At 27.5% G+C, this 19671-nt stretch carries 22 protein-coding genes; 6 read left to right on the top strand and 16 right to left on the bottom strand.

The window, feature by feature from the left end; translation table 11 throughout:
• Nucleotides 1-14 precede the first annotated feature (14 nt).
• Complete coding sequence (locus tag B0174_RS00390) at nucleotides 15-812, top strand: methylated-DNA--[protein]-cysteine S-methyltransferase (protein WP_108557657.1); 798 nt, start codon at nucleotides 15-17, stop codon at nucleotides 810-812.
• Here the strand turns inward: B0174_RS00390 and B0174_RS00395 are convergent.
• On the bottom strand, nucleotides 809-1510 hold the full coding sequence (locus B0174_RS00395) for an MOSC domain-containing protein (protein WP_108557658.1): 702 nt from the start codon (nucleotides 1508-1510) through the stop codon (nucleotides 809-811). The two genes, B0174_RS00390 and B0174_RS00395, sit on opposite strands and share 4 nt — an antisense overlap.
• Before the next feature lie 387 nt (nucleotides 1511-1897).
• On the opposite strand from B0174_RS00395, the gene B0174_RS00405 reads away from it, so the two are divergent.
• The gene (locus tag B0174_RS00405) at nucleotides 1898-2197 is read left to right on the top strand and encodes a c-type cytochrome (RefSeq protein WP_133174780.1); all 300 of its coding nucleotides are present in this window, start codon (nucleotides 1898-1900) and stop codon (nucleotides 2195-2197) included.
• Between the two features lie 3 nt (nucleotides 2198-2200).
• On the opposite strand, the gene B0174_RS00410 is transcribed toward B0174_RS00405, so the two are convergent.
• From B0174_RS00410 to B0174_RS00450, 9 genes are all read right to left on the bottom strand, one after another.
• Nucleotides 2201-3181: a cysteine desulfurase gene (locus B0174_RS00410; protein ID WP_108557660.1), complete on the bottom strand. Its 981-nt coding sequence runs from the start codon at nucleotides 3179-3181 to the stop codon at nucleotides 2201-2203.
• Complete coding sequence (locus tag B0174_RS00415) at nucleotides 3174-3593, bottom strand: ModE family transcriptional regulator (RefSeq protein ID WP_108557661.1); 420 nt, start codon at nucleotides 3591-3593, stop codon at nucleotides 3174-3176. Before B0174_RS00415 ends, B0174_RS00410 begins: the two co-directional genes overlap by 8 nt.
• A complete protein-coding gene (fdhD, locus tag B0174_RS00420; RefSeq protein WP_108557662.1) occupies nucleotides 3586-4416 on the bottom strand; it encodes a formate dehydrogenase accessory sulfurtransferase FdhD in 831 nt (276 codons plus the stop codon). Before fdhD ends, B0174_RS00415 begins: the two co-directional genes overlap by 8 nt.
• Nucleotides 4413-5372 (bottom strand): cytochrome b/b6 domain-containing protein, encoded by a 960-nt coding sequence (locus B0174_RS00425; RefSeq protein WP_108557663.1) that lies wholly within the window; start codon nucleotides 5370-5372, stop codon nucleotides 4413-4415. Before B0174_RS00425 ends, fdhD begins: the two co-directional genes overlap by 4 nt.
• A 9-nt stretch (nucleotides 5373-5381) precedes the next feature.
• Nucleotides 5382-5978 (bottom strand): formate dehydrogenase FDH3 subunit beta, encoded by a 597-nt coding sequence (gene fdh3B, locus B0174_RS00430; protein WP_108557664.1) that lies wholly within the window; start codon nucleotides 5976-5978, stop codon nucleotides 5382-5384.
• 9 nt (nucleotides 5979-5987) lie between these two features.
• Nucleotides 5988-8789 carry a molybdopterin-dependent oxidoreductase gene (locus B0174_RS00435; RefSeq protein ID WP_108557665.1) on the bottom strand — a complete coding sequence of 934 codons (2802 nt, stop codon included), beginning with the start codon at nucleotides 8787-8789 and terminating at the stop codon, nucleotides 5988-5990.
• Between the two features lie 20 nt (nucleotides 8790-8809).
• A complete protein-coding gene (locus B0174_RS00440; RefSeq protein ID WP_108557666.1) occupies nucleotides 8810-9028 on the bottom strand; it encodes a twin-arginine translocation signal domain-containing protein in 219 nt (72 codons plus the stop codon).
• Between the two features lie 86 nt (nucleotides 9029-9114).
• Nucleotides 9115-9726, bottom strand: a complete 612-nt coding sequence (locus tag B0174_RS00445; protein WP_108557667.1) for a molecular chaperone TorD family protein — start codon at nucleotides 9724-9726, stop codon at nucleotides 9115-9117.
• Nucleotides 9719-11395: a 4Fe-4S binding protein gene (locus B0174_RS00450; RefSeq protein ID WP_108557668.1), complete on the bottom strand. Its 1677-nt coding sequence runs from the start codon at nucleotides 11393-11395 to the stop codon at nucleotides 9719-9721. The genes B0174_RS00445 and B0174_RS00450 overlap by 8 nt, the downstream gene beginning before the upstream one ends.
• A gap of 149 nt (nucleotides 11396-11544) precedes the next feature.
• Between B0174_RS00450 and B0174_RS00455 the strand changes: the two genes are divergently transcribed.
• Genes B0174_RS00455 through B0174_RS00465 form a run of 3 tightly spaced genes read left to right on the top strand, consistent with a single transcriptional unit; the run spans nucleotide 11545 to nucleotide 14935 of the window.
• On the top strand, nucleotides 11545-12693 hold the full coding sequence (locus B0174_RS00455; protein ID WP_108557669.1) for an ABC transporter substrate-binding protein: 1149 nt from the start codon (nucleotides 11545-11547) through the stop codon (nucleotides 12691-12693).
• Nucleotides 12690-14276, top strand: coding sequence for a sensor histidine kinase (locus B0174_RS00460; RefSeq protein ID WP_108557670.1), 1587 nt, complete (start codon nucleotides 12690-12692; stop codon nucleotides 14274-14276). The genes B0174_RS00455 and B0174_RS00460 overlap by 4 nt, the downstream gene beginning before the upstream one ends.
• Nucleotides 14273-14935 carry a response regulator gene (locus B0174_RS00465; protein WP_108557671.1) on the top strand — a complete coding sequence of 221 codons (663 nt, stop codon included), beginning with the start codon at nucleotides 14273-14275 and terminating at the stop codon, nucleotides 14933-14935. The genes B0174_RS00460 and B0174_RS00465 overlap by 4 nt, the downstream gene beginning before the upstream one ends.
• Nucleotides 14936-14959: 24 nt before the next feature.
• Here the strand turns inward: B0174_RS00465 and B0174_RS00470 are convergent, their stop codons facing one another.
• Genes B0174_RS00470 through B0174_RS00485 form a run of 4 tightly spaced genes read right to left on the bottom strand, consistent with a single transcriptional unit; the run spans nucleotide 14960 to nucleotide 17107 of the window.
• Nucleotides 14960-15403: a hypothetical protein gene (locus B0174_RS00470; RefSeq protein ID WP_108557672.1), complete on the bottom strand. Its 444-nt coding sequence runs from the start codon at nucleotides 15401-15403 to the stop codon at nucleotides 14960-14962.
• A gap of 13 nt (nucleotides 15404-15416) precedes the next feature.
• A complete protein-coding gene (locus B0174_RS00475; protein ID WP_108557673.1) occupies nucleotides 15417-15686 on the bottom strand; it encodes a heavy-metal-associated domain-containing protein in 270 nt (89 codons plus the stop codon).
• A gap of 3 nt (nucleotides 15687-15689) precedes the next feature.
• A complete protein-coding gene (locus tag B0174_RS00480) occupies nucleotides 15690-16016 on the bottom strand; it encodes a transporter (protein WP_108557674.1) in 327 nt (108 codons plus the stop codon).
• A complete protein-coding gene (locus B0174_RS00485) occupies nucleotides 16013-17107 on the bottom strand; it encodes a transglutaminase-like domain-containing protein (protein WP_108557675.1) in 1095 nt (364 codons plus the stop codon). The genes B0174_RS00480 and B0174_RS00485 overlap by 4 nt, the downstream gene beginning before the upstream one ends.
• Before the next feature lie 233 nt (nucleotides 17108-17340).
• Here B0174_RS00485 and selD point away from each other — a divergent pair, with 233 nt between their 5' ends.
• Nucleotides 17341-18378, top strand: a complete 1038-nt coding sequence (gene selD, locus B0174_RS00490) for a selenide, water dikinase SelD (protein WP_205663478.1) — start codon at nucleotides 17341-17343, stop codon at nucleotides 18376-18378.
• Between the two features lies 1 nt (nucleotide 18379).
• Here the strand turns inward: selD and B0174_RS00495 are convergent, their stop codons facing one another.
• Entirely contained in the window at nucleotides 18380-18832 is a 453-nt protein-coding gene (locus B0174_RS00495) for a tetratricopeptide repeat protein (protein WP_108557677.1), read from the bottom strand.
• A 52-nt stretch (nucleotides 18833-18884) separates the two neighbouring features.
• On the bottom strand, nucleotides 18885-19433 hold the full coding sequence (locus B0174_RS00500; protein WP_108557678.1) for a YceI family protein: 549 nt from the start codon (nucleotides 19431-19433) through the stop codon (nucleotides 18885-18887).
• Between the last annotated feature and the right edge of the window lie 238 nt (nucleotides 19434-19671).

The following is a 19671-nucleotide window of genomic DNA, read 5'->3' on the forward strand; positions in this document are numbered from 1 at the left end:
CATTTGGAGAGGAAATGTCTACTTTAAATAACAACTATAAACAAATAGAAAAAGCAATAAAATATATTGATGAGAATTTCAAAGAAAATCCATCAATAGATGAAATTGCAAAAAACACAGGTATGAGTAAATACCATTTTATAAGAGTTTTTAAAGAATATGTAGGCGTTACTCCAAAACAATTTTTGCATAGTGTTACTTTGAATTATGCAAAAGAACATATAAAAGAATCCAAATCCATACTAGATAGTAGTTTGGATATTGGATTATCCAGCAGTAGCCGTTTACATGAACTTTTTGTAAACTTAATTGGAGTAACACCAAAAGAGTGGAAAGAAAAAGGAAAAGATGTTTTTATAACATACGGTTTTGGACAAACTCCTTTTGGTGAAGCTTTGATTGGATTTACTGATAAAGGAATATGTTATTTAGGGTTTATTGATGAAAATAAAACTGAAATTTTTAACCGATTTAATGAACTTTGGGAAAATGCAACTTTGCATTTTGATGAAATTACTGCAAATGAATATTTAGAAAATATCTTCGTAAAAAATAAAAAATATTCTCTTTTTGTAAAGGGAACAAATCTTCAAGTAAATGTTTGGAAAGCTCTTTTAAATCTTCCAAATGGAATAGTTGCAACCTATCAAGACATCGCAAACTATTTGGATAAACCAAAATCTGTTCGAGCAATTGCAAGTGCAATTAAAAAAAATCATATTGAATATCTAATTCCATGCCATAAAATTATCACAAATAGTGGAGCTATGAGTGGTTATAGATGGGAAATTGAGAGAAAAGAAATATCTTAAGTATGATAATAAGAAAATTGCTCATCTTTATCTTTTAATTCATATCTTTTTTTTAGTGAATTATAAAAAGCTCTTCCTAATTCAATACAATCCAAAGCTTCAAGGGTTAGTTTTTCTTCAATCATTGGATTTACTATGATTTGATTTAATTTTTTAATAGTTAAATTTGGATAACTTCTTTTTTCTAAAATAACTTCATCATTTTGACTTATCATCCCCTCTTGTAAAACTTTTGCATACCAACCTGTCAAACCATTATTAAAAATAAAATTTGTCATATTTTTTTCATTTGTATTTGCACTTAATTTCCAACAAGGTTGTCTTGGTTGTGTTATTTGTACTTTTGTTTGCCCTATTTTTAGAATATCTCCAATACAAATATCTTCTTCTGTAATATTAGATAATATAAGATTTTCTCCAAAAAATGCAGTTTTGCTCATATCAAATTTATTATCATAAAAAGAGTTAATTTTTTTATAAGTTAGAGATGAAAAAAGAAATAAAGCTTTATTTTCTCCACCATGATGAAGTAAATCAGCTTGAAAGTCATCTTTAAAACCTGTTTTTGTAAGATAAGAAGAAGAAATTGGATTTTTTTTGATTCCAGAAATCAATTCATCTCTTTTACTATTATTTAATTTTGTAGTAGTTACACTTCCTACTTTTAGATGTAAAATATTTGCTATTTTTCTATTCATAGAAATACTCCAATTTTTTTGGTAATTGTATCAGTAAAAGAATAAGAATATGACTGTTATGAAAACGAACCCTTTATATGCTGATGATTTACTTATATGATGATATTGATTTTATTTATAAAGAGTTAGAATTTTTTAGAAAATCATAAAAAAATGGTAAAAAAGTTTTTGGTATTTGTTTGGGAACTTAACTTATAGCAAACGAAGAATCTGTAAAATCTATTTTAAAAGCTGATTCTAATTATTTATCATTTGATTCACCATTTATTCAAGATATAATAACTATTAAAGAAAATATCAAATATATAAAAGATGCAAATAAAGCACTTTTTAATTTACTTGATAATTGGAAGAATTTATAAAATCAAAGTTAACATTGGAGAAAAAATGAAAAAGATAGCATTAATTTTATTATGTATATATAACTTCTCTTACGCTGTAGAATATGATGAGATTGAAGCTGAAATGTTAGCTGTTTCATGTACTTCATGTCATGGAATTAACGAAGAAACACAATCAGTTGCACCTGTACTTGCAGGTATGCCTAAAGATAGTTTATATGAAATACTATTGAATTATAAAAATGGTAAAAAAACTGGAACTATGATGAAAGAACATGTAAAAGATTATACGGATGAACAATTAGAACAAATTGCTTATTTTTTCTCAAATATTGAAAAGGATTAGTTTTTAATTTCCTAAGCTTTTAATCTGTTTATATTTTAAATAAACAGTATTTACAACTTTTTCTATCTCTTTTTCATTTAACTCATCAACAAAAGAAAAACTTATAGAATTTCTGCTTGTAAGCTCATCATATCCCATAACTTGAATAATTCTTGATGGTTTTGAAAGCCCCAAAGAACAACCCTCTCCATTTGTAATAAATATTTCATTTAAGGCCAATGTTCGTATGAGTTCTCTAGCTTTTATACCTTTTAATCCAAAATGTAAAGAGTATTCCAAAGTATCATTTGGGTTTACAAAAAAGTAAATATCTTCTTTTAATTTTTCTTTTAATTTTTCTAAAAAAATTGTTTTTAATTTATAGTTAAATTTTTGATTTTTAAGAGCATCTAAACAAAGTTTTACAGCTAAACTATCTATTTGTCCAATAGATAACAAAGAAAAAATATCATCATTAAATAATAAAACACATGAAAGATTAAAACCTGTTAATTTATAATTATCAAAATAAACAGCATCACTATTTTTATCAAAATTAGCACTTGCATTTGAAATTATTTTTGCATTGGTTAGCTTTTTTATCTCTTTTATAGAAGTTTTTACGAAAGTATCCATAACATAAGAAGATAAAAAAAGAAAATCTATATTTTCATTTTCTATTTTCTTTAAATTTACTTTTCCATCTTTATTTAAATTTATCCAAGTTATTTCAAAACCTAAAGTTTCATAAAATAATCCAGCTTCAATTAGTGCTTCACATTCTCCATAACTTATTGCAATTTTTCCTTTTAATTCTAAAAAAAGTCCTAAAAATCCCTCTTTTGAAAAGGCAGTTGTTTTTAGTTTATTAAACCCAAATAGGTTTTTATATTCTATATTTAAAGCTTCAAATTTATCATTTGGAATTAATGCACTTAATGAAAAATCATTTGATATTTCTATATTTTTTAGTTTTGAGTATTGCAGATAATTTAGTTTAATCATTCTTTTTATTTTTCTTTTCTCGAAAGCATCCAAGTTGACAATGGGTAACTTCAATATCAGAATTTTTTACAGTAGAACCTACTGTTTTTAGTGTAGAATTTACAGCTTCATCCCATAATACTTTACATTCTAAAGTTTTATGTCCCATATAATTTTGTTTTAATTTATTATAAACTTGAATATTAGGGTCTTGAAACTTTAATTTTCCAAAAACTCCAAGTTCACAATTTGTGATTTTAATACCTAAACTTTTAGTAATTGAACTCATTTCTTTTGGTTCTTTACCAATTAATCTTGCAACTTTAAATGCTTTTAGACAAGATAGTTTCCCCTCTTCATCTAAGTTTGTCATCAAAAGTTCTTTTTGAATATTATCCAATTCAATACTACTATTATCATCTATACTAGACATTTATTCTTCCTGAGTGAGTATATACATTCATTTTATTACCTCTTGCGAATCCTACAAGTGTAACTCCATGTTCGTTTGCTGATTTAATACCTTGAAAAGTAACTGCTGCTTTTGAAACAACTATTGGTATTTTATGCATTACACATTTTACAACCATTTCCATAGATAATCTTCCAGTTGCATATAAAACAGATTTTTTAACATCTTTTTTATTCATACTTGCAAGTCCAATAACTTTATCAATTGCATTGTGTCTTCCAATATCTTCAGCGATGAAAATTGTACCATCTTCTAAAACTAATTCTGCTTTATGAACACATCCTGTGTTATCAAAAAGTTTTGATGAGTTATTAAATAACTTCATATTTGCTAAAATATCTTTTGCTTTTACTTTATAATCTGTATTTATAAATGCACAATCAAAAACTTTTTCTGCATTTCCAGTAACTCCAATACAGCATCCTGATGTTAATGTTTTTTCCTTAAAAAGATTTTCATATCCTTCATCACTAACATTTGCAATAACTTCTACTTTTAATCCATCTTCACTAATAATTATTGATTCAATATCACTAAAATTATTTATTACAGCTTCACTTAATAAAAATCCCACAAGATGTGCATCTTGATGTTGGGCTATACTCATAACTGATAAAAATCTTTTTCCATTTAAGAAAAATTCAATTTTATCTTCTTTAATAACATAATCTTCAACTGCTTCTATCCCATTTTCATAGAACTTTTCGATAATTATTTCTTTTGTATAATCATCTAAACTATCTTGAAAAAGGGAGAAGTTTTCACTTCTCACAGGGCTTGTCATGCCATTTTTCCTTTTTTATTTTCAATATCTGCTAAAACATCAGGAGCTAATTGTTCCAAATGTTCTCTTGGATATTTACCTGTTAGTAATCCTTTTAAATTTCCTTTTACTGCAACTAATGTTGAATAAACGAAATCCATTAAGAAAAACATAATTAATACACTAGAACCAAAATGTACATAAAGTAATGCTCTTTTAAATTGAATAACATGAGCATTTGTAAATGCATCTGGATGTAAAAACCAAATAATAAATCCACTTGTTAATAATCCAGCACCCATTAAAACAAACACTATAAAAATAACTCTTTTCATAGGTTTATATTTTCCTGGCAAAATTATCTTTCTTAACAAACTATTTTTTGATAATAGTTTAATATCTTTAAAGGCAATAATTGTCATTAGTAACCAAATAGGAAACCAAAGTAAACCTGTAAATTCATGTGTTCCTCTAAGAATAAAAGGGATAAATCCACCTTCACTTCTTAAACTCCATGTTATGTTAAATCCAGTAATTATTAAAGCAATTATAATAATTACATTTAACCAAATTACAGCTCTATGAAATAGTGAAAATACTTCCACTTGATCATTTGGTCTTGTAATAACAGCTTCTTGTCTACCATTAAATGTATACATTACACAAAAAATTACAATTTCAGCAACAAAAACCCACCAAATATATAGTTGTCTTTCATTACTAGCTCTTATAATTTCAGGTGCAATTGCTTCATAATTTGGTCCAAAAGCCGCATTTACCATAGCTTTATAATTGGTATCAGCCGGAATTAAAACTCCGTCTAATTTTCCAGTTGTAATTGCATGGATTGTGTACTTAAATAAGTACTCCCAATCCATAATCATAAAAAATTTAACAAATACAAATCCTACTAATCCTAGCCCAACAAGTGTAAGTATATACGCTTTATTTTTTTGAAAAAATGAGCTATTTTCCATAATTAATTCCTACCATCCATAAGATTCAGTTGCAATACCTTTACTTTGTGATGTCGCTCTATATGTTTTAATTAAAGCAACCTCATTGGCATCACCAACAAGTAAAGCTTTAGTTGAACACATTGACGCACACATTGGTACTTTACCTTCACTAATTCTATTTTGCCCATATTTATGAAACTCTTCATGAGAATTTGTTTCTTCAGGACCACCAGCACACATAGTACATTTGTCCATTTTACCTTTTGTACCAAATGCGCCATTTTTTGGAAATTGTGGGGCACCAAAAGGACACGCAAATAAACAATATCCACAACCAATACATTTATCTTTATCATGTAAAACAATACCATCTGTTCTAATATAAAAACAATCAGTTGGGCAAACTTGTTGGCAAGGTGCATCACTACAATGCATACAAGCCATAGAAATAGAAATTTCTTTTCCAACTATTCCTTCGTTTACTGTGATTACTTTTCTTCTATTAACTCCAACTGGAACTTCGTGAGCTTCTTTACAAGCTACAACACAACCGTTACAATCAATACAAAGGTTCTCATCACAATAAAATTTCATTCTTGAATAATCTACAGTATTTTGACTCATGATAATCTCCTATGCTCTTTCAATTCTAACCAAAGAACATTTAGTCTCTGGGCAAGAAGTTTGTTGATCGTAACCGTAACTTGTAACTTGATTTGAGTTTTCACCAAATCCATAAGGTTGAGTTCCAGCTGGGTATCTATGTCCTAAATGCTCTCCACTCCAAATTCCTGAGAAGTTTTGAGGTAAGAATACAGAATGTTCATCTACTCTTAAACTATATTTACATTTAATTTTGATTTTTCCACCACCAGTTCCATAAACCCACATCATTTCATCATCTTTAAGCCCTAATTTTCCAGCTAATGTTGGATGTAATTCTCCATACATTTCACCTGAAAGTTCAGCTAGATATTTTGATGCTCTAGTTTCTGTTCCTGTTCCCATATGTTCAACGATTCTTCCTGAAACAATATTGATTGGATAATCTTTTGTCCAATCTTGAGCATTTTGCTCACTTTCGTATCTAACATCAACTCTAAAGAAATTAACTTTATCTTTGATTGCAGGATATTTTGCAATTAAATCAGGTCTGAATGAATGTAACGGTTCTCTATGTTTTGGAATGGGATCTACGAATTCCCACACATTTGTTCTAGCTCTTGCGTTTCCATAAGGAGCAAGTCCAGCAGCAAGTGCATATTTAACTAAAAGTCCACTGTCATCATTTTTCCAGTTTTTACCATCAAGTAATTTTTTCTCATCTTCACTTAATGTAATTCCTGCTAATTCTTCAATATTTTTAGCAGTAATTTCATCATAACCGCCTTTGATTCTACTTCCTTTTGGCGCACTTCCTTCTGCTGATAGTAAACTAACACCATTTCTCTCTGTTCCAAATCTAGTTCTGAATCCCATACCACCTTGAGATACTGGTAAATTAATATTATATAAAACAGGGCTTCCAGGATGTGATTCACTCCAACAAGGCCATGGTAATCCATAATATTCTTTTTCAGTAACTCCTCTTCCTTTTAAAGAAGTTGAATTAAATAAATGCCAATTTTCAGTATGTCTTTTAATTCTCTCAGCTGTTCTACCTTGCATTCCAATACTTTTTAAAGCTCTTGCAATCTCATCTGTAGCATCTTCTGGCCAAGTGAATTTATCACCTTTTCCCATACCTGCAACAAATTCATTATAGAATCCCATTCTTTTTGCAAAGTCAAATAAAATTTCATGGTCAGCTCTTGCTTCATATAATGGCTCAACAACTTTTGTTCTCCATTGAGCTGATCTTGAAGTATTTACAACTGTTCCAGAAGTTTCTACTTGAGAAGCAGCTGGTAATAAGAACATATTGTCATTTCTTGTAGTAATTACAGCCGCATCATTTACATAAGGATCAATAAATACAACTAATTCTAATTTATCTAAAGCTTCTTTTGTTTTATGTGTTTGCGTTACTGTTGAAATACCATTTCCAATACAAATTAATGCTTTTAAAGGAGCATCAGCATTATGTTTAGTATTTGATTCTTCTAGTACACTATGAATCCATAAAGATAAACTATTACCTGTTTTTTGCATCATTTCAGGAGTTTTAAATCTTGCTTTTAACCAATCAAAATCAACTTTCCATTGTTTTGCAAAATATTTCCAAGAACCATCAGCTAAACCATAATATCCTGGCAAAGTATCAGCAAGACATCCCATATCTGTTGAACCTTGAACATTATCATGACCTCTTAGAATATTACATCCACCACCTGGTTTCCCTAAATTTCCTAAAGTTAACTGCATAATTGAACCAAGTCTTGTATTTGATGAACCAACTGTATGTTGTGTCCAACCTTGATTCCAAATTAATGCACCTGGATCTGCTTCTGCAAACACAGTTGCTGCTTGAATTAATAGCTCTTTTGAACATCCCGTTATATCTTCAACATGCTCAGGAGTATACTCCTCACACTCTTTAAATATATCGTCCATTCCATAAACTCTATCTTTAATAAATGATTCATCGTACCATTTATTTTCACGAATTAGTCTAATCATTCCATATAAAAATGCAATATCAGTTCCTGGTCTAATTCGGCAATAAATATCAGCTTTTGCAGCTGTTTTTGTAAATCTTGGATCTACAACTATAATTTTTGCACCATTTTGCTCTTTAGCTTTTAATATATGCTGCATTGCAATTGGATGGTTTGACGCTGGGTTTGATCCCATAATTATAATTGCTTTCGAGTTTTGCATGTCACCTAGATGATTTGTCATAGCTCCATAACCCCATGTATTTGCCACACCGGCAACTGTTGGACTATGTCAAATTCTAGCTTGGTGATCTATGTTGTTTGTTCCAAACATAGCTGCAAATTTTCTAATGTAATAAGCTTGCTCATTACTTACTTTTGCAGAACCCAAAAATTGTACTGAATCAGGACCGTATTTTTCTCTAAGAGCTAATAACTTATCAGTAACTTTACTCATAGCATCATCCCAAGAAATTCTATTCCATTTTCCAGCTACTTTTTCGATTGGATATTGTAATCTGTTAGTTGCTCTGATTTTATCAATCATATCAGCACCTTTACAACAATGTCCACCGTGACTTATAGGATGGTCTTGAGCAACTTCTTGTCTCACCCATACACCATTATAAACTTCTGCAATAACTCCACAACCAACTGAACAATGCGAACAGATTGTTTTAATTAATTTTGAACCAGGAAAAGGATTTTTAATCTCTTCTTGTGTCGCATCTCTTAAAACTTTTTCTGTCGAGGCAAAGGCAGATGTTGCTGTTACAGCAGTTGCAAGTGAAGCTACTTTTAAGAAACTTCTTCTTCCAAAGCTTTTAAGCATTTCCATTTTATCCTCCTTTTATTTTATTATTTTGCAGCGCCGTAAAATTCATTCCACGCGGCAGTTTTTTTATAAAGTATCTCTTTTTTCTTAGATCTACCAGTTACAACACCACTACCTGTGTCATTTCCAGCACCTCTAGATTGGCTTTGTGTTGTTGCAGCTGTTGCAACGACAGAACCAGCAATAACAGTAGCTGCTATTCCGGCTCTTTTGATAAAGTCTCTTCTTAACTCATCAGCCATGATAACTCCTTATTTAGATTTGGGTAAAAAGCCCCTCTAAAAACTCTATTGAGTTTTTAGAGCGACCTTTTTCTAATTTCTAAAGCCTATTTTTTAGGTTTAGCAACTTCTAAATACGCTCTTTCAAGATTACAAATATTTCCAAGAATTAATCCAACTTTTGAATAAACAACACTTGAACTTGATATTAATTTATAAAATAATTCTTCACAATAAGGATTTATCACTTCTTTAAATAGCTCTTTTTGTAAGTCTTCTTTTATTTCATTATTAATTTGTTGTTCAATTAAATATGAACTTAAAGTAAAAATAAATCCATAATGATCCTCAGGTGCGCTAAAAGATTTTTCATCTTTTCTAATTTTTGTTTTAGCTAGAATATCTCTAACTTTTATTTGCATATAACCACCTTCTCTTTGTTCATGATACCAAGAAGCACTCAAATGAATGAACTCTCCAAAAGGCACAATAAACAAATCTTGATAATCAACATACAATTTTTCATTACCATTTTGTTTTAGATACTCTAAAATATCATTTGAAGCAATTGCAACTTCATCATCAAAAGCATTATTTGACAAAATTTCCAAACATTCAATAATTTTTGCAGTATTATTTTTTACATTCTCTTCTACAAATAAAAGAGATAAAATGTTGTATAAAAAACCTCTTGCTTTGTCTATTTCAACATTATGCATCTAATAATCCTTGTTTTATCATAATTTTTGGTTTACAATCTTCACAGCAATAAAGTGTTCTTTTTTTAGTTTCACTTGAAAGGGCAAAAATTGAGCCCATCATATTTGCTATTTTTTCAATAGATTTTGTTGTGGCAAACTCTTTACCACACTCAACACAGGCAAAAAGTGTATCTTTTGCTAAAATATTTTCTTTAAACCATGTTGGTTGTAACTCGATTTCATCTCTTACAATTGTTAAACAATCAGCTTCTGGACATGAAACTTCACAATAACCACAGGCTGTACATAAAGATGGATTAACTCGAAGAGTAAAGTCACTTTCATTTGCAAATAATGCATCAACATTGCATGCTCCAACACAGGCTAAACATAAAGTACAATTTGCTTCATTTACTAAAACTCTTCCATAATGAATATGTTCACCTGTTTTAACTACACCTAAATCTTCTGTTCCCACGATTTTTTGTAATCTTTGAGAAAAAGCTTCTCTTTTTTTAAGGTCATTTTGGTTGAAGTTAAAATAAGAATCTTCTATAAAACATACTTCATTTAGTGCATCTTCTAATTCTTCTTTATCCATTGCTACTAAAATTGCGTCTTTTTGGTATTTTCTTTGATAAATATCATTTACAATTCTAATTGATTCTTTTGTTCCTTTAGATAAAACATCACTATAAAAAACTACTTGAGAACCTGACATTTGAAGTAGTGTTAAAAAAGAGACTTCACTTAAAAACTTTTCACCCTCAATTGCAAAAGGTAAAACATTTTCTTTTAAATTTAACATCAAATTTTGCATATTCATTTTAGAAGGAACTATCAAAGGATGAGTTTCTTTATAAAATTTACTCATTTCAAAAATAGAATCTCTATTTGTTGGAGCATAATCAAGCGCTCCACTTGGGCAAACAGAAACACAGCCACCACAGCCATCACAGTCGATTTGAGAAAAAGTTAAAGTTTTAGTTTTATCATCTTTTGTAATTGCAACTGTTGGACAAACTTCTTCACATTTACTACAAATTTCAACTCTTCTTTCATTGTATTGACAAATAGCTGCATCATAAGTTGTGAATTTTTTATATGAATATGAATTGATATTTTCTTTTAATTCTTTGATAATATCTTCAACATTTAATAAGTTTGTATCAAAAACACCACTTCTTTCTTTTCCTGTTTGTTTTACATCAAACCAAACTATTTGAGAAACATTTAAAGTAATATCTTCATTTTCATCAGTTACAATAACTTGTAAATCTCCGATATTCCCAGAAATTGATTTTATAATATCTTCATTTATTGAAAATAGTTCAAAATCTTTTGCTTCTATATTTGATATAAATTTGTCATATTGTTCTTGATTTTGAGTGATTAATAAAACATTATTTGAAATTTCTGCTGAAAAAGGAATATCAAGTGCTAAATCATATTTTGTAGCAGCTATTTCATAAAGTTTTGAAACATTTTTAATTTTATTTGATAGGTTATCTTGTGAATTTTTAATATAAAAATCTATTTCTTGTGCAGTTAATTCACTAGGGATTTCAGTTGTATTAGAAATCAAAAAATTCTTATTTTTAGTATCTTCAATATTTGTTGTTACAAATATTTGCTCACTAACGGGAAAATCTAGCCCTGAAGCATTATAATAAATAAAATCTTGCATAAACTATGCCCTTTTGGTAAAGAATATTTTACTTTATTTTATAAGTTTAAAAATTAAATGAACCTTAAAAGTTAAAATATTTTTTACCATTTGACTATATCGTGTTACTTTTTAAAAGTATTTTTTGTAATTTTTTTGTACACTTCTTTATGTTAAAAAAATCACTTATATTTATACTTATTTTCATTATTTTTTACACCTACTTTAAAGATGAAGTTTTTGAAGAAAAAACTATAGTTGTGGGAGCATCTTTACCAAATACAGGAATTATCAAATCTTGGGGTGAATCTGTATCAAAAGGTGTGAATGCTTACTTCAATTATACAAATGAAAATAATCTTATAAAAAATAGAAAAATAGAATTTTTAGTTTATGATGATAAATATGAACCTGAACTAACCCTTGAAAATACAAAAAAATTACTTTTTAAAAATAAAGTATTTGCTCTTTTTGGTTTTGTTGGAACTCCTACAATAAAAAGAGTTTTACCTATTTTATATGATGAAAATGTTCCGTTTTTTTCTGCATTTTCAGGAGCTTCATTTTTAAGAAACAATAAAAATCAAAAATTTATAAATTTTAGAGGTTCTTATGAACAAGAAATAGATACTTTGATTAACTATTTAAATGAAGAAAAAAAGCTAAATAAAATTGCTGTTTTTTATCAAAATGATGATTATGGAGAAGAAGGTTACATCTCTTTAATAAATTTATTAAAAGAAAGAAATCTAAAATTAGTAGCGGAGGGTTCTTATAAAAGAAATACTTTGTCTATAAATCATGCTTTTAATGAAATAAAAGATGCAAAACCTGAAGTTATTTTTATGATTGGTGCTTATAAAACAAACTCTTTATTTATAAAAAAAGCAAAAGACAATGAGAATTTAAAAGATGTAATATTTTGTAATATCTCTTTTGGTGATGCAAATTCAATGGTAAAAGAGCTAAAAAACCTAAATGCAACAACACAAAACATAATCTTTTCTCAAGTAGTTCCTAGTTATTCTGATTTAAATATAAAAGCGGTTAAAGAGTATCAAACTATTATGCGAAAATATTTTCCAGATGAACCTTTTGGATTTTTATCTTTTGAAGCATTTTTATCTTCAAAAATTTTGGTAAACGCACTTTCAAGAATAGAGGGAAAAATAACAAGAGAAAAACTTATTTCAACTTTAAAAACTACACCTGAACATTTATTAGAAGGAATTCCGTTAGAGTATAAAAATTCACAACTTCTAAATAAAACTTTTCTATTTGAGTACAAAAACAATGAATTTGTAGAGATTAAAAGATGAGAGATATATTAAGAAAATTAATTTTATATTTTGATAGTTTAAATTTCAACTATAAAACAGCTTTTTTAGTTTTTATAATCGCAGGTGGAATGATTTGTATAATTATTTTATCTCAAATTTCTATTTTTACAATGAAACAAGATTTTGATACTTTATTTGATAAAAGAACAAAAAGTTTAATGCAACTTGAACAAGTAAAAGATTCTTATAAAGTAAATATTCAAGATACTTTATTTGATTTCGAGAAAAAACAGATTAATTATGCGCAAACTATTGAAGTTTTGCAATTAGCCCAAGAAATAATAGATAAAAATTGGATTTTATATAAACAAGAAATTGAGTTACAAAATAGAGAATTTTTAACTTCATTTGTAAAAGATTCTATTATAAAAGAAGAAAATTATTATGAGAATAAACCTTTAAAAGATTCTATAATAAAAAATATTGATAAAAAAAATGAGCTAATAAAAAACGAAATTAATAAAATAACTCTTATAAAACCAGATGATTATTTTGTAAATTTAAATCTTGAAATAAATGCTATTTCAATATATTTAACAAGTTTGATAAATTATGATTTATCACTTGCAATTAATGAAAAAAGAAATACTGATAGGATTTTTAATACTATTATGATTTTTTCAATAATTTCGATTTTTATAGTATTTTTGTTTTCAGTAATTTTGTCTTTATTTATTATTGGCAACTTTAAAAAACTTCATAATTCTTTAGCACAAAAAGTAAATGAAAAAACTAAAGAACTTCAAAACCTAAATAATTCTCTTGAAAAAAAGATTTCAAAAGAGGTTTTACAAAATAGAAAAAAAGATATTATCATGTTCCAACAAGCTAGATTTGCCTCTTTGGGTGAAATGCTAAATAATATTGCTCATCAATGGAGACAACCTTTGGGCTCAATTACTATGATTATTCAAAGTTTCCAAACAAAAATGTCTTTAGGAAAATTAACCCCTGAATTTATAGATGAGAAAGTAAATGATGCCCTACTTTTAGCAAATAATATGTCAACAACACTTGATGATTTTAGAAATTTCTTTTCTCCAAATAAAATTAAAATAGAATTTAGTATAAAAAGTTGTATCGAAAGATCTATTGAGTTATCAAAATATTTATTAACTCAAGAAAATATTGAAGTTAAATTAAAAGTTAGAAAAGATGTAGAAATAAACAGTTATTACAATGAATTATCTCATGTGTTTTTAAATATTATTTCTAATTCAAAAGATGCTTTATGTTCTAATGTTGACAAAAATGATAGAATGATAAAAATAATTGTAAATAAGTTTAAAAATCATCTTGTTGTAAATATTCTTGATAATGGTGGCGGAATTCCACAAGAAATTTTATCAAAGATTTTTGAGCCTTATTACACAACAAAATATAAAAGTGCAGGAACGGGAATTGGGCTTTATATGTCAAAACAGATAATTGAAAAACATATGAATGGTGAAATATTTTGCAAAAATATCATTCATAAGATGAAAAATGACAAAGTATTTGATTGTTCATTATTTACAATAAAAATCCCTTTACAAAATGAAAGTAGTGAGATAAAAGAATGACAAATAACGATTTAACTATATTACAAAATTTCAATGTTTTATATCTTGAAGATGATGAAAATTTATTAAAACATACAAAAAGTATTTTAGAAGATTTTGTAAACAATATTTACACGGCAAAAACTTCAAGTGAAGCTTTGGATATTTTATTACACAAAAGAATAGATGTGATTATTTGTGATATTTTATTAAAAGATGAAAATGGAATAGATTTCTTAAAATACATAAAAAGTAAAAATATAAATACTCCAGCAATAGTTACAACAGCTCATACAGATACTCAATATTTACTTGATGCAATAAAATTAAAAGTAGAAAACTACATAGTAAAACCTATAAATATCAAAGAACTTTTAAATAGTTTATACGATATTTTACTTCCAATTGTTCAAAAAAAAGAGATTCAGAAAAACAATAATGTAATAAAAACAATCTCAGCAATATCAGATGGGAAACAAGTAGAAATTATAAAACATATAATCAATAATCTGGATAATCAAAATCTTTTTACAGCTTCATATACAGATATTATGGATAATTTCTCAATCTCAAAACCAACTTTAATAAAACTTTTTAAAGATTTAGCAGAAAAAAATATCCTTACAAAAGTACAACATAAAACTTATAGATTTAATGAATCGGCTTTGGAAAATTTATAATTTTTTCTTAAAATATCTCAATTATTAATCTAATATTTCTAAAATTTCTTCTATTTTTAAAATATTAGATTTTACAAATTTATCATCTTTATTATCTTCAAAATAAGTTTTGTTTAACTCCAATAGATTTGATAATTCTTCTCGTAAAATAAACTCTTTTTCACTTACAACTCGATGACTAAAGTTTTCTTTTAAATCAAACTCTACATTTGACTGAATATCTATTGAGAAATTTAAACTATAATGAACTTCTTTACCTTCAATATAAGCTCTTGAAGCAACTAAATAAGCTGCATAAAAAAATACATCATCCATTTCTCTTGATGTGTATGTCATTTTAATTAGATTTTTTGCATTTTCTATTAAATCATATTTAGTATAATTTTCTCCTAATTTTGTAAGAATTTCTAGAGTCTTATCAAAATCAAAATCATTTATTAGTTTTTCTTGTATTTGTTCTAAGTCCAACTGTTTTTACCTTTTATTTAATAGTTGAAATCTCTACACCCTCATAAGAAGTTGTTTTAATTGCAGTTAAAATATCTTTTAAATTTGTTTTGTCATTATATGTAACTGTAACTTCTTTTGTATTTAATATTACACTTACTTTTTCAATTCCATCTAACTCTTTTATAGCTTTTTTAACAGCCGTTGTACATAAAGGACAATGCATTGCCTCTACTTTTATAACTGAAATAGTTGAAGCAAAACAATAACTAATAAATAAAACAAATATAATAAATATTTTCATAAACTACTCCATAAACAGTGACAAAAATTCAGGATAAAAAAGCAAAGCCATTATCAAAATAAAAAATATGAAAAAAAATAGATATTGTTTAAAAATCTCTTTTCTTTCACATTTGCAGGAAATCTTTTTCTTCAAACTTTTAAATGCAAAAATAAAAAGTATTATTGTTAAAATAACAAGAGGAATTCTTGTATATTCCAAAGTTGCAAAATATGTCAAAACTCCACTTGAAAAGCCAAAAAAAATAAATAAAAATGCTGGTAAACAGCAAAGAGTTGATAAAAGTGCAGTTGTAACTGCACTTATTATCACAAATCTTTCTTTTTTCATAATCTTTCTTGTGAAGAATATGTATATGAAAATGCTTTAGTATCATAATAATCTAAAGCATCTTCACCAACCTCAGCATAAGGATAACCTAACATATTAAGAGGAAATTGAGTTGGTTTTGGAGTTAAAACAAAATCTCTTGCACTATTAAATGCAACCCAATTCATTTCCCATGAACCAAAGAAATATTTTTTTACATCTTTTATTTTTTGGTCTTCATTTGTTAATTTTTCTGAAAGTCTTACTTTTGTAACATCAGCTGGATCTGCTGGAACCCAACCTAATCCATCTATATAAAACTCAGCTCTGCAATGTTGCGCGCCTGTTATATTTGCAAATCCTTTTTCATCAGCTTTTCCACAAGCATTTGAAATTTTTGATTGTCCAGCACGAATACCAAAAATTTCCCTTGATGGAATTCCTACATTTCTTAATAAACAAACAAATACTGAACTAGTATCTGTACATTTTCCTCCATAAATTTTTTCTTCAATAGCTTTTTTAGCATCACCAATTCCACAACCTTTTACGCTCTCATCTCTGTACATAGTTGTAACCGTCCAGTCATAAATTACTTGTGCTTTTTCAAGTGGTGTAATTGCCCCTTTTATGATATTTTTTGCATATTCTTGTAAACCAGAAGTTACAGGAACATGAGTTGTTCCTTTTAAATAAACTTTTATATCCTCAGGATAATTCATATTTGATGTAGCTTTTGAGAAATCAGTAGTTCTTTCTTGCATAATCACATCAAATGAAACTTCTAATTCAGATTTTTTATCTGATTTATCCCATTTTACATATAAAACTCTTGTATCATAATCATTTTTTACAACTTTTGCTTCAGTAAAATTTCCTTTATATGAGAAAGATACAACCTTATGATAACTTTCATCTTTTGGAAGAGGAATCCATAATTGTGTTATTTCTTTTGCTGGATTAATTGAATAGTTATTTAAAATACTGAATTTTCTAGGTTTTGCAGTAATACCAAATGGATTTTTTTCTTCATTTGCAAAAGCAAAATTTGGAGCTAATAAAACAGCAGATGATAGGATTGCTGAACCTTTTAAAAATGTTCTTCTTTGCATGGGAATTAACCTCTAATAGTTTTTGTTCTATTAAGAGATAAAGTGAGTAAAAGCTCTCTTTATGTCAAACCATAACCTATGGTCTTGAACTAATATTTATTAATATTAATATATGATTTATAAATAGATGCTTAAAAGGTAAAAAATAATTTACTTAATCTAATCTACAATTTAATAAAAATATTGTTATAATCAAAGTCAAAAAAAATTGCAATATTGCAAGGATTAGTTTTATGAATAATGAATATAAACTAACAAAATTCGTTCAAGCTGCTGGTTGAGCTGCAAAAATGGGTCCGGGTGATCTCAAACAAACTATTTGCGGTTTAGTACCAAATGATGAAAGAATTTTAGTAGGTTTTGATACAAGTGAAGATGCTAGTGTTTACCAAATAAACGAAACACAAGCTATTGTTCAAACACTTGATTTTATTACGCCAGTTGTTGATGATCCATATATTTATGGACAAATAGCAGCTGCAAATGCACTTAGTGATGTGTTTGCAATGGGTGCTGATGTAAAAACGGCTATGAATATAGTAGGCTTTGATAAGAAAAATATATCAAAAGAAGCTTTAGGATTGATTTTAAAGGGTGGAAATGAAAAAATAAAAGAGTGTGGTGGAGTCTTATTAGGCGGTCACACTATTGAATCCCCTGAAATGTATTATGGTTTATCAGTTACAGGGATGATTCATCCAGATAAAATCATTAGAAATAATACACCAAGAATTGGTCATGTTTTAGTTTTAACAAAACCTTTGGGAATGGGAATTTTATCAACAGCAATAAAAAGAGATTTATTGCCTTTAGATAGTATTAAAGATTGTGCAAAAATAATGGCTAGTTTAAACTTCTTACCATCAAAAATTATGAGAAAATATGATGTAAGTTCTTGTACAGATATTACAGGATTTGGACTTATGGGTCATGCTTTAGAATGTATAAATGAACTAGTTTCATTTTCTATTTCATGCAATAGTGTTCCAATAGTTTATGAAGCAATTGATTTAGCAAATGATGATGTAATTCCAGGTGGAACAAAAAGAAATATGAAATATGTTGAAGATAAAATTACATATATGAATAATTTATCAATTTATTGCAAAGCCCTACTTTGTGATGCTCAAACTTCTGGTGGATTGTTAATAGCCATGAAAGAAGAAGATGCTAAAGAATATATAAAAGACATAGAAGAGTTATCATTTGGATATGCAAGTATTATAGGGCAAGTAATTCCAAGAGGAATTACGCCTATAATTATTCACTAAATTATTTACATAAAGTAGAATCTTGTTCACATAATATTTCAAGATTCTCTTTTGCTTCTTTATGCCCTTGATTAGCAGCTAATTTATAATACATAACTGCTTTTCTTAAATCTTGATCTACTCCAATAGCATTTTGATACATAGTTCCCAGATTATATTGAGCTTCTGCATATCCTTGATTTGCTGATTGTTCAAACAATTTTAAAGCTTCTTTATTTGAAGGATCTGAAATAGAACCATTAGCATACATATTTCCTAATTCATTCTGAGCTTTAGAATCACCTTTTTTAGCTTTTTCTTGTAAAGTTTCAAATCCCTGTTTAGGTTTTTCTTTATTATTTTGAACATTTTGTTTTGAACCATTTGAGTCATTTGAAGATAGAGGTTTATTAACAAAAATTATTATACCAACTACTACAATTAAAACTATTAATCCTAAAATTATTTTTTTCATTTTTTTCCTTAAATTTTGTACTAAAAAATAGCCTTTTAAAAGGCTATTTCATTTATTTGAAGGGAAGTGTAAACTCTATATTTACATCCGAATAAGATTTATTTTCATGAAGTGTTCCACATTTTTCAGTAAAAGCCAGATATGAGCTTTTCATATCAAAATCTAACATATCAATTGCTCCAGAAGCAATAATTTTACCTTCAATAATCTCATATTTCATAGGAACTTTTTTTGTAACATTATTTAAAACAACATCTAAAACTAAGTTTTTATTTACTTCATCAACACTTGAAATTTGTCCTTCAATTGTTTTTGCAGTTGTTAGTGAAAATAAAGTTGAAACTATATTAATATTTCTTCCCTCATTTTTTGACTCAAGAGAAGTTGCATCTATTTTAACTTTTGCACTTTTTAAAAAATCACTTAAATTTTCAGATTTTTTAATATCTAAATCAATTTTATTAAAAGTTCCAGAAACTCCAACTTTAGAAGCCAGTTTAAAACCTGTCCATTTAACCCCTAAATCTCCATTTAGTTCATAAGCATTTAAACTAGTAATTAAACCAAAAGCAACGATACTTAAAATTATTTTATTTTTCATTTTTTATCCTTATATTTAGTATGTTTAATTGTATCTAAAATGATAATAGAAGGTAATAAATTTAGAATTTAGTAAAAAAAACTTTACCTAAGTTAAGCTTTTTAGTATTGTGGATGAGATATAATAATTTAGATTTACAGTGGCGAGAAGGTGTAGGAATCGAACCTACCACGGCGTATTACACATAAACCGTCAATCAGGGTTGAAACCTGTGGTGCCCACCAGGTACACTAACCTC

Source organism: Arcobacter caeni (genome assembly GCF_003063245.1).
Classification (GTDB): Bacteria; Campylobacterota; Campylobacteria; order Campylobacterales; family Arcobacteraceae; genus Aliarcobacter; species Aliarcobacter caeni.

Coding starts and splice junctions, on each gene's coding strand:
- B0174_RS00495 (WP_108557677.1), bottom strand. CDS start 18,832: ATGAAAAAAATAATTTTAGGATTAATAGTTTTAATTGTAGTAGTTGGT.
- B0174_RS00395 (WP_108557658.1), bottom strand. CDS start 1,510: ATGAATAGAAAAATAGCAAATATTTTACATCTAAAAGTAGGAAGTGTA.
- B0174_RS00410 (WP_108557660.1), bottom strand. CDS start 3,181: ATGATTAAACTAAATTATCTGCAATACTCAAAACTAAAAAATATAGAA.
- B0174_RS00480 (WP_108557674.1), bottom strand. CDS start 16,016: ATGAAAAAAGAAAGATTTGTGATAATAAGTGCAGTTACAACTGCACTT.
- fdhD (WP_108557662.1), bottom strand. CDS start 4,416: ATGACAAGCCCTGTGAGAAGTGAAAACTTCTCCCTTTTTCAAGATAGT.
- fdh3B (WP_108557664.1), bottom strand. CDS start 5,978: ATGAGTCAAAATACTGTAGATTATTCAAGAATGAAATTTTATTGTGAT.
- B0174_RS00445 (WP_108557667.1), bottom strand. CDS start 9,726: ATGCATAATGTTGAAATAGACAAAGCAAGAGGTTTTTTATACAACATT.
- B0174_RS00500 (WP_108557678.1), bottom strand. CDS start 19,433: ATGAAAAATAAAATAATTTTAAGTATCGTTGCTTTTGGTTTAATTACT.
- B0174_RS00465 (WP_108557671.1), top strand. CDS start 14,273: ATGACAAATAACGATTTAACTATATTACAAAATTTCAATGTTTTATAT.
- B0174_RS00390 (WP_108557657.1), top strand. CDS start 15: ATGTCTACTTTAAATAACAACTATAAACAAATAGAAAAAGCAATAAAA.
- B0174_RS00455 (WP_108557669.1), top strand. CDS start 11,545: ATGTTAAAAAAATCACTTATATTTATACTTATTTTCATTATTTTTTAC.
- B0174_RS00450 (WP_108557668.1), bottom strand. CDS start 11,395: ATGCAAGATTTTATTTATTATAATGCTTCAGGGCTAGATTTTCCCGTT.
- B0174_RS00425 (WP_108557663.1), bottom strand. CDS start 5,372: ATGGAAAATAGCTCATTTTTTCAAAAAAATAAAGCGTATATACTTACA.
- B0174_RS00460 (WP_108557670.1), top strand. CDS start 12,690: ATGAGAGATATATTAAGAAAATTAATTTTATATTTTGATAGTTTAAAT.
- B0174_RS00415 (WP_108557661.1), bottom strand. CDS start 3,593: ATGTCTAGTATAGATGATAATAGTAGTATTGAATTGGATAATATTCAA.
- B0174_RS00475 (WP_108557673.1), bottom strand. CDS start 15,686: ATGAAAATATTTATTATATTTGTTTTATTTATTAGTTATTGTTTTGCT.
- B0174_RS00405 (WP_133174780.1), top strand. CDS start 1,898: ATGAAAAAGATAGCATTAATTTTATTATGTATATATAACTTCTCTTAC.
- B0174_RS00485 (WP_108557675.1), bottom strand. CDS start 17,107: ATGCAAAGAAGAACATTTTTAAAAGGTTCAGCAATCCTATCATCTGCT.
- B0174_RS00440 (WP_108557666.1), bottom strand. CDS start 9,028: ATGGCTGATGAGTTAAGAAGAGACTTTATCAAAAGAGCCGGAATAGCA.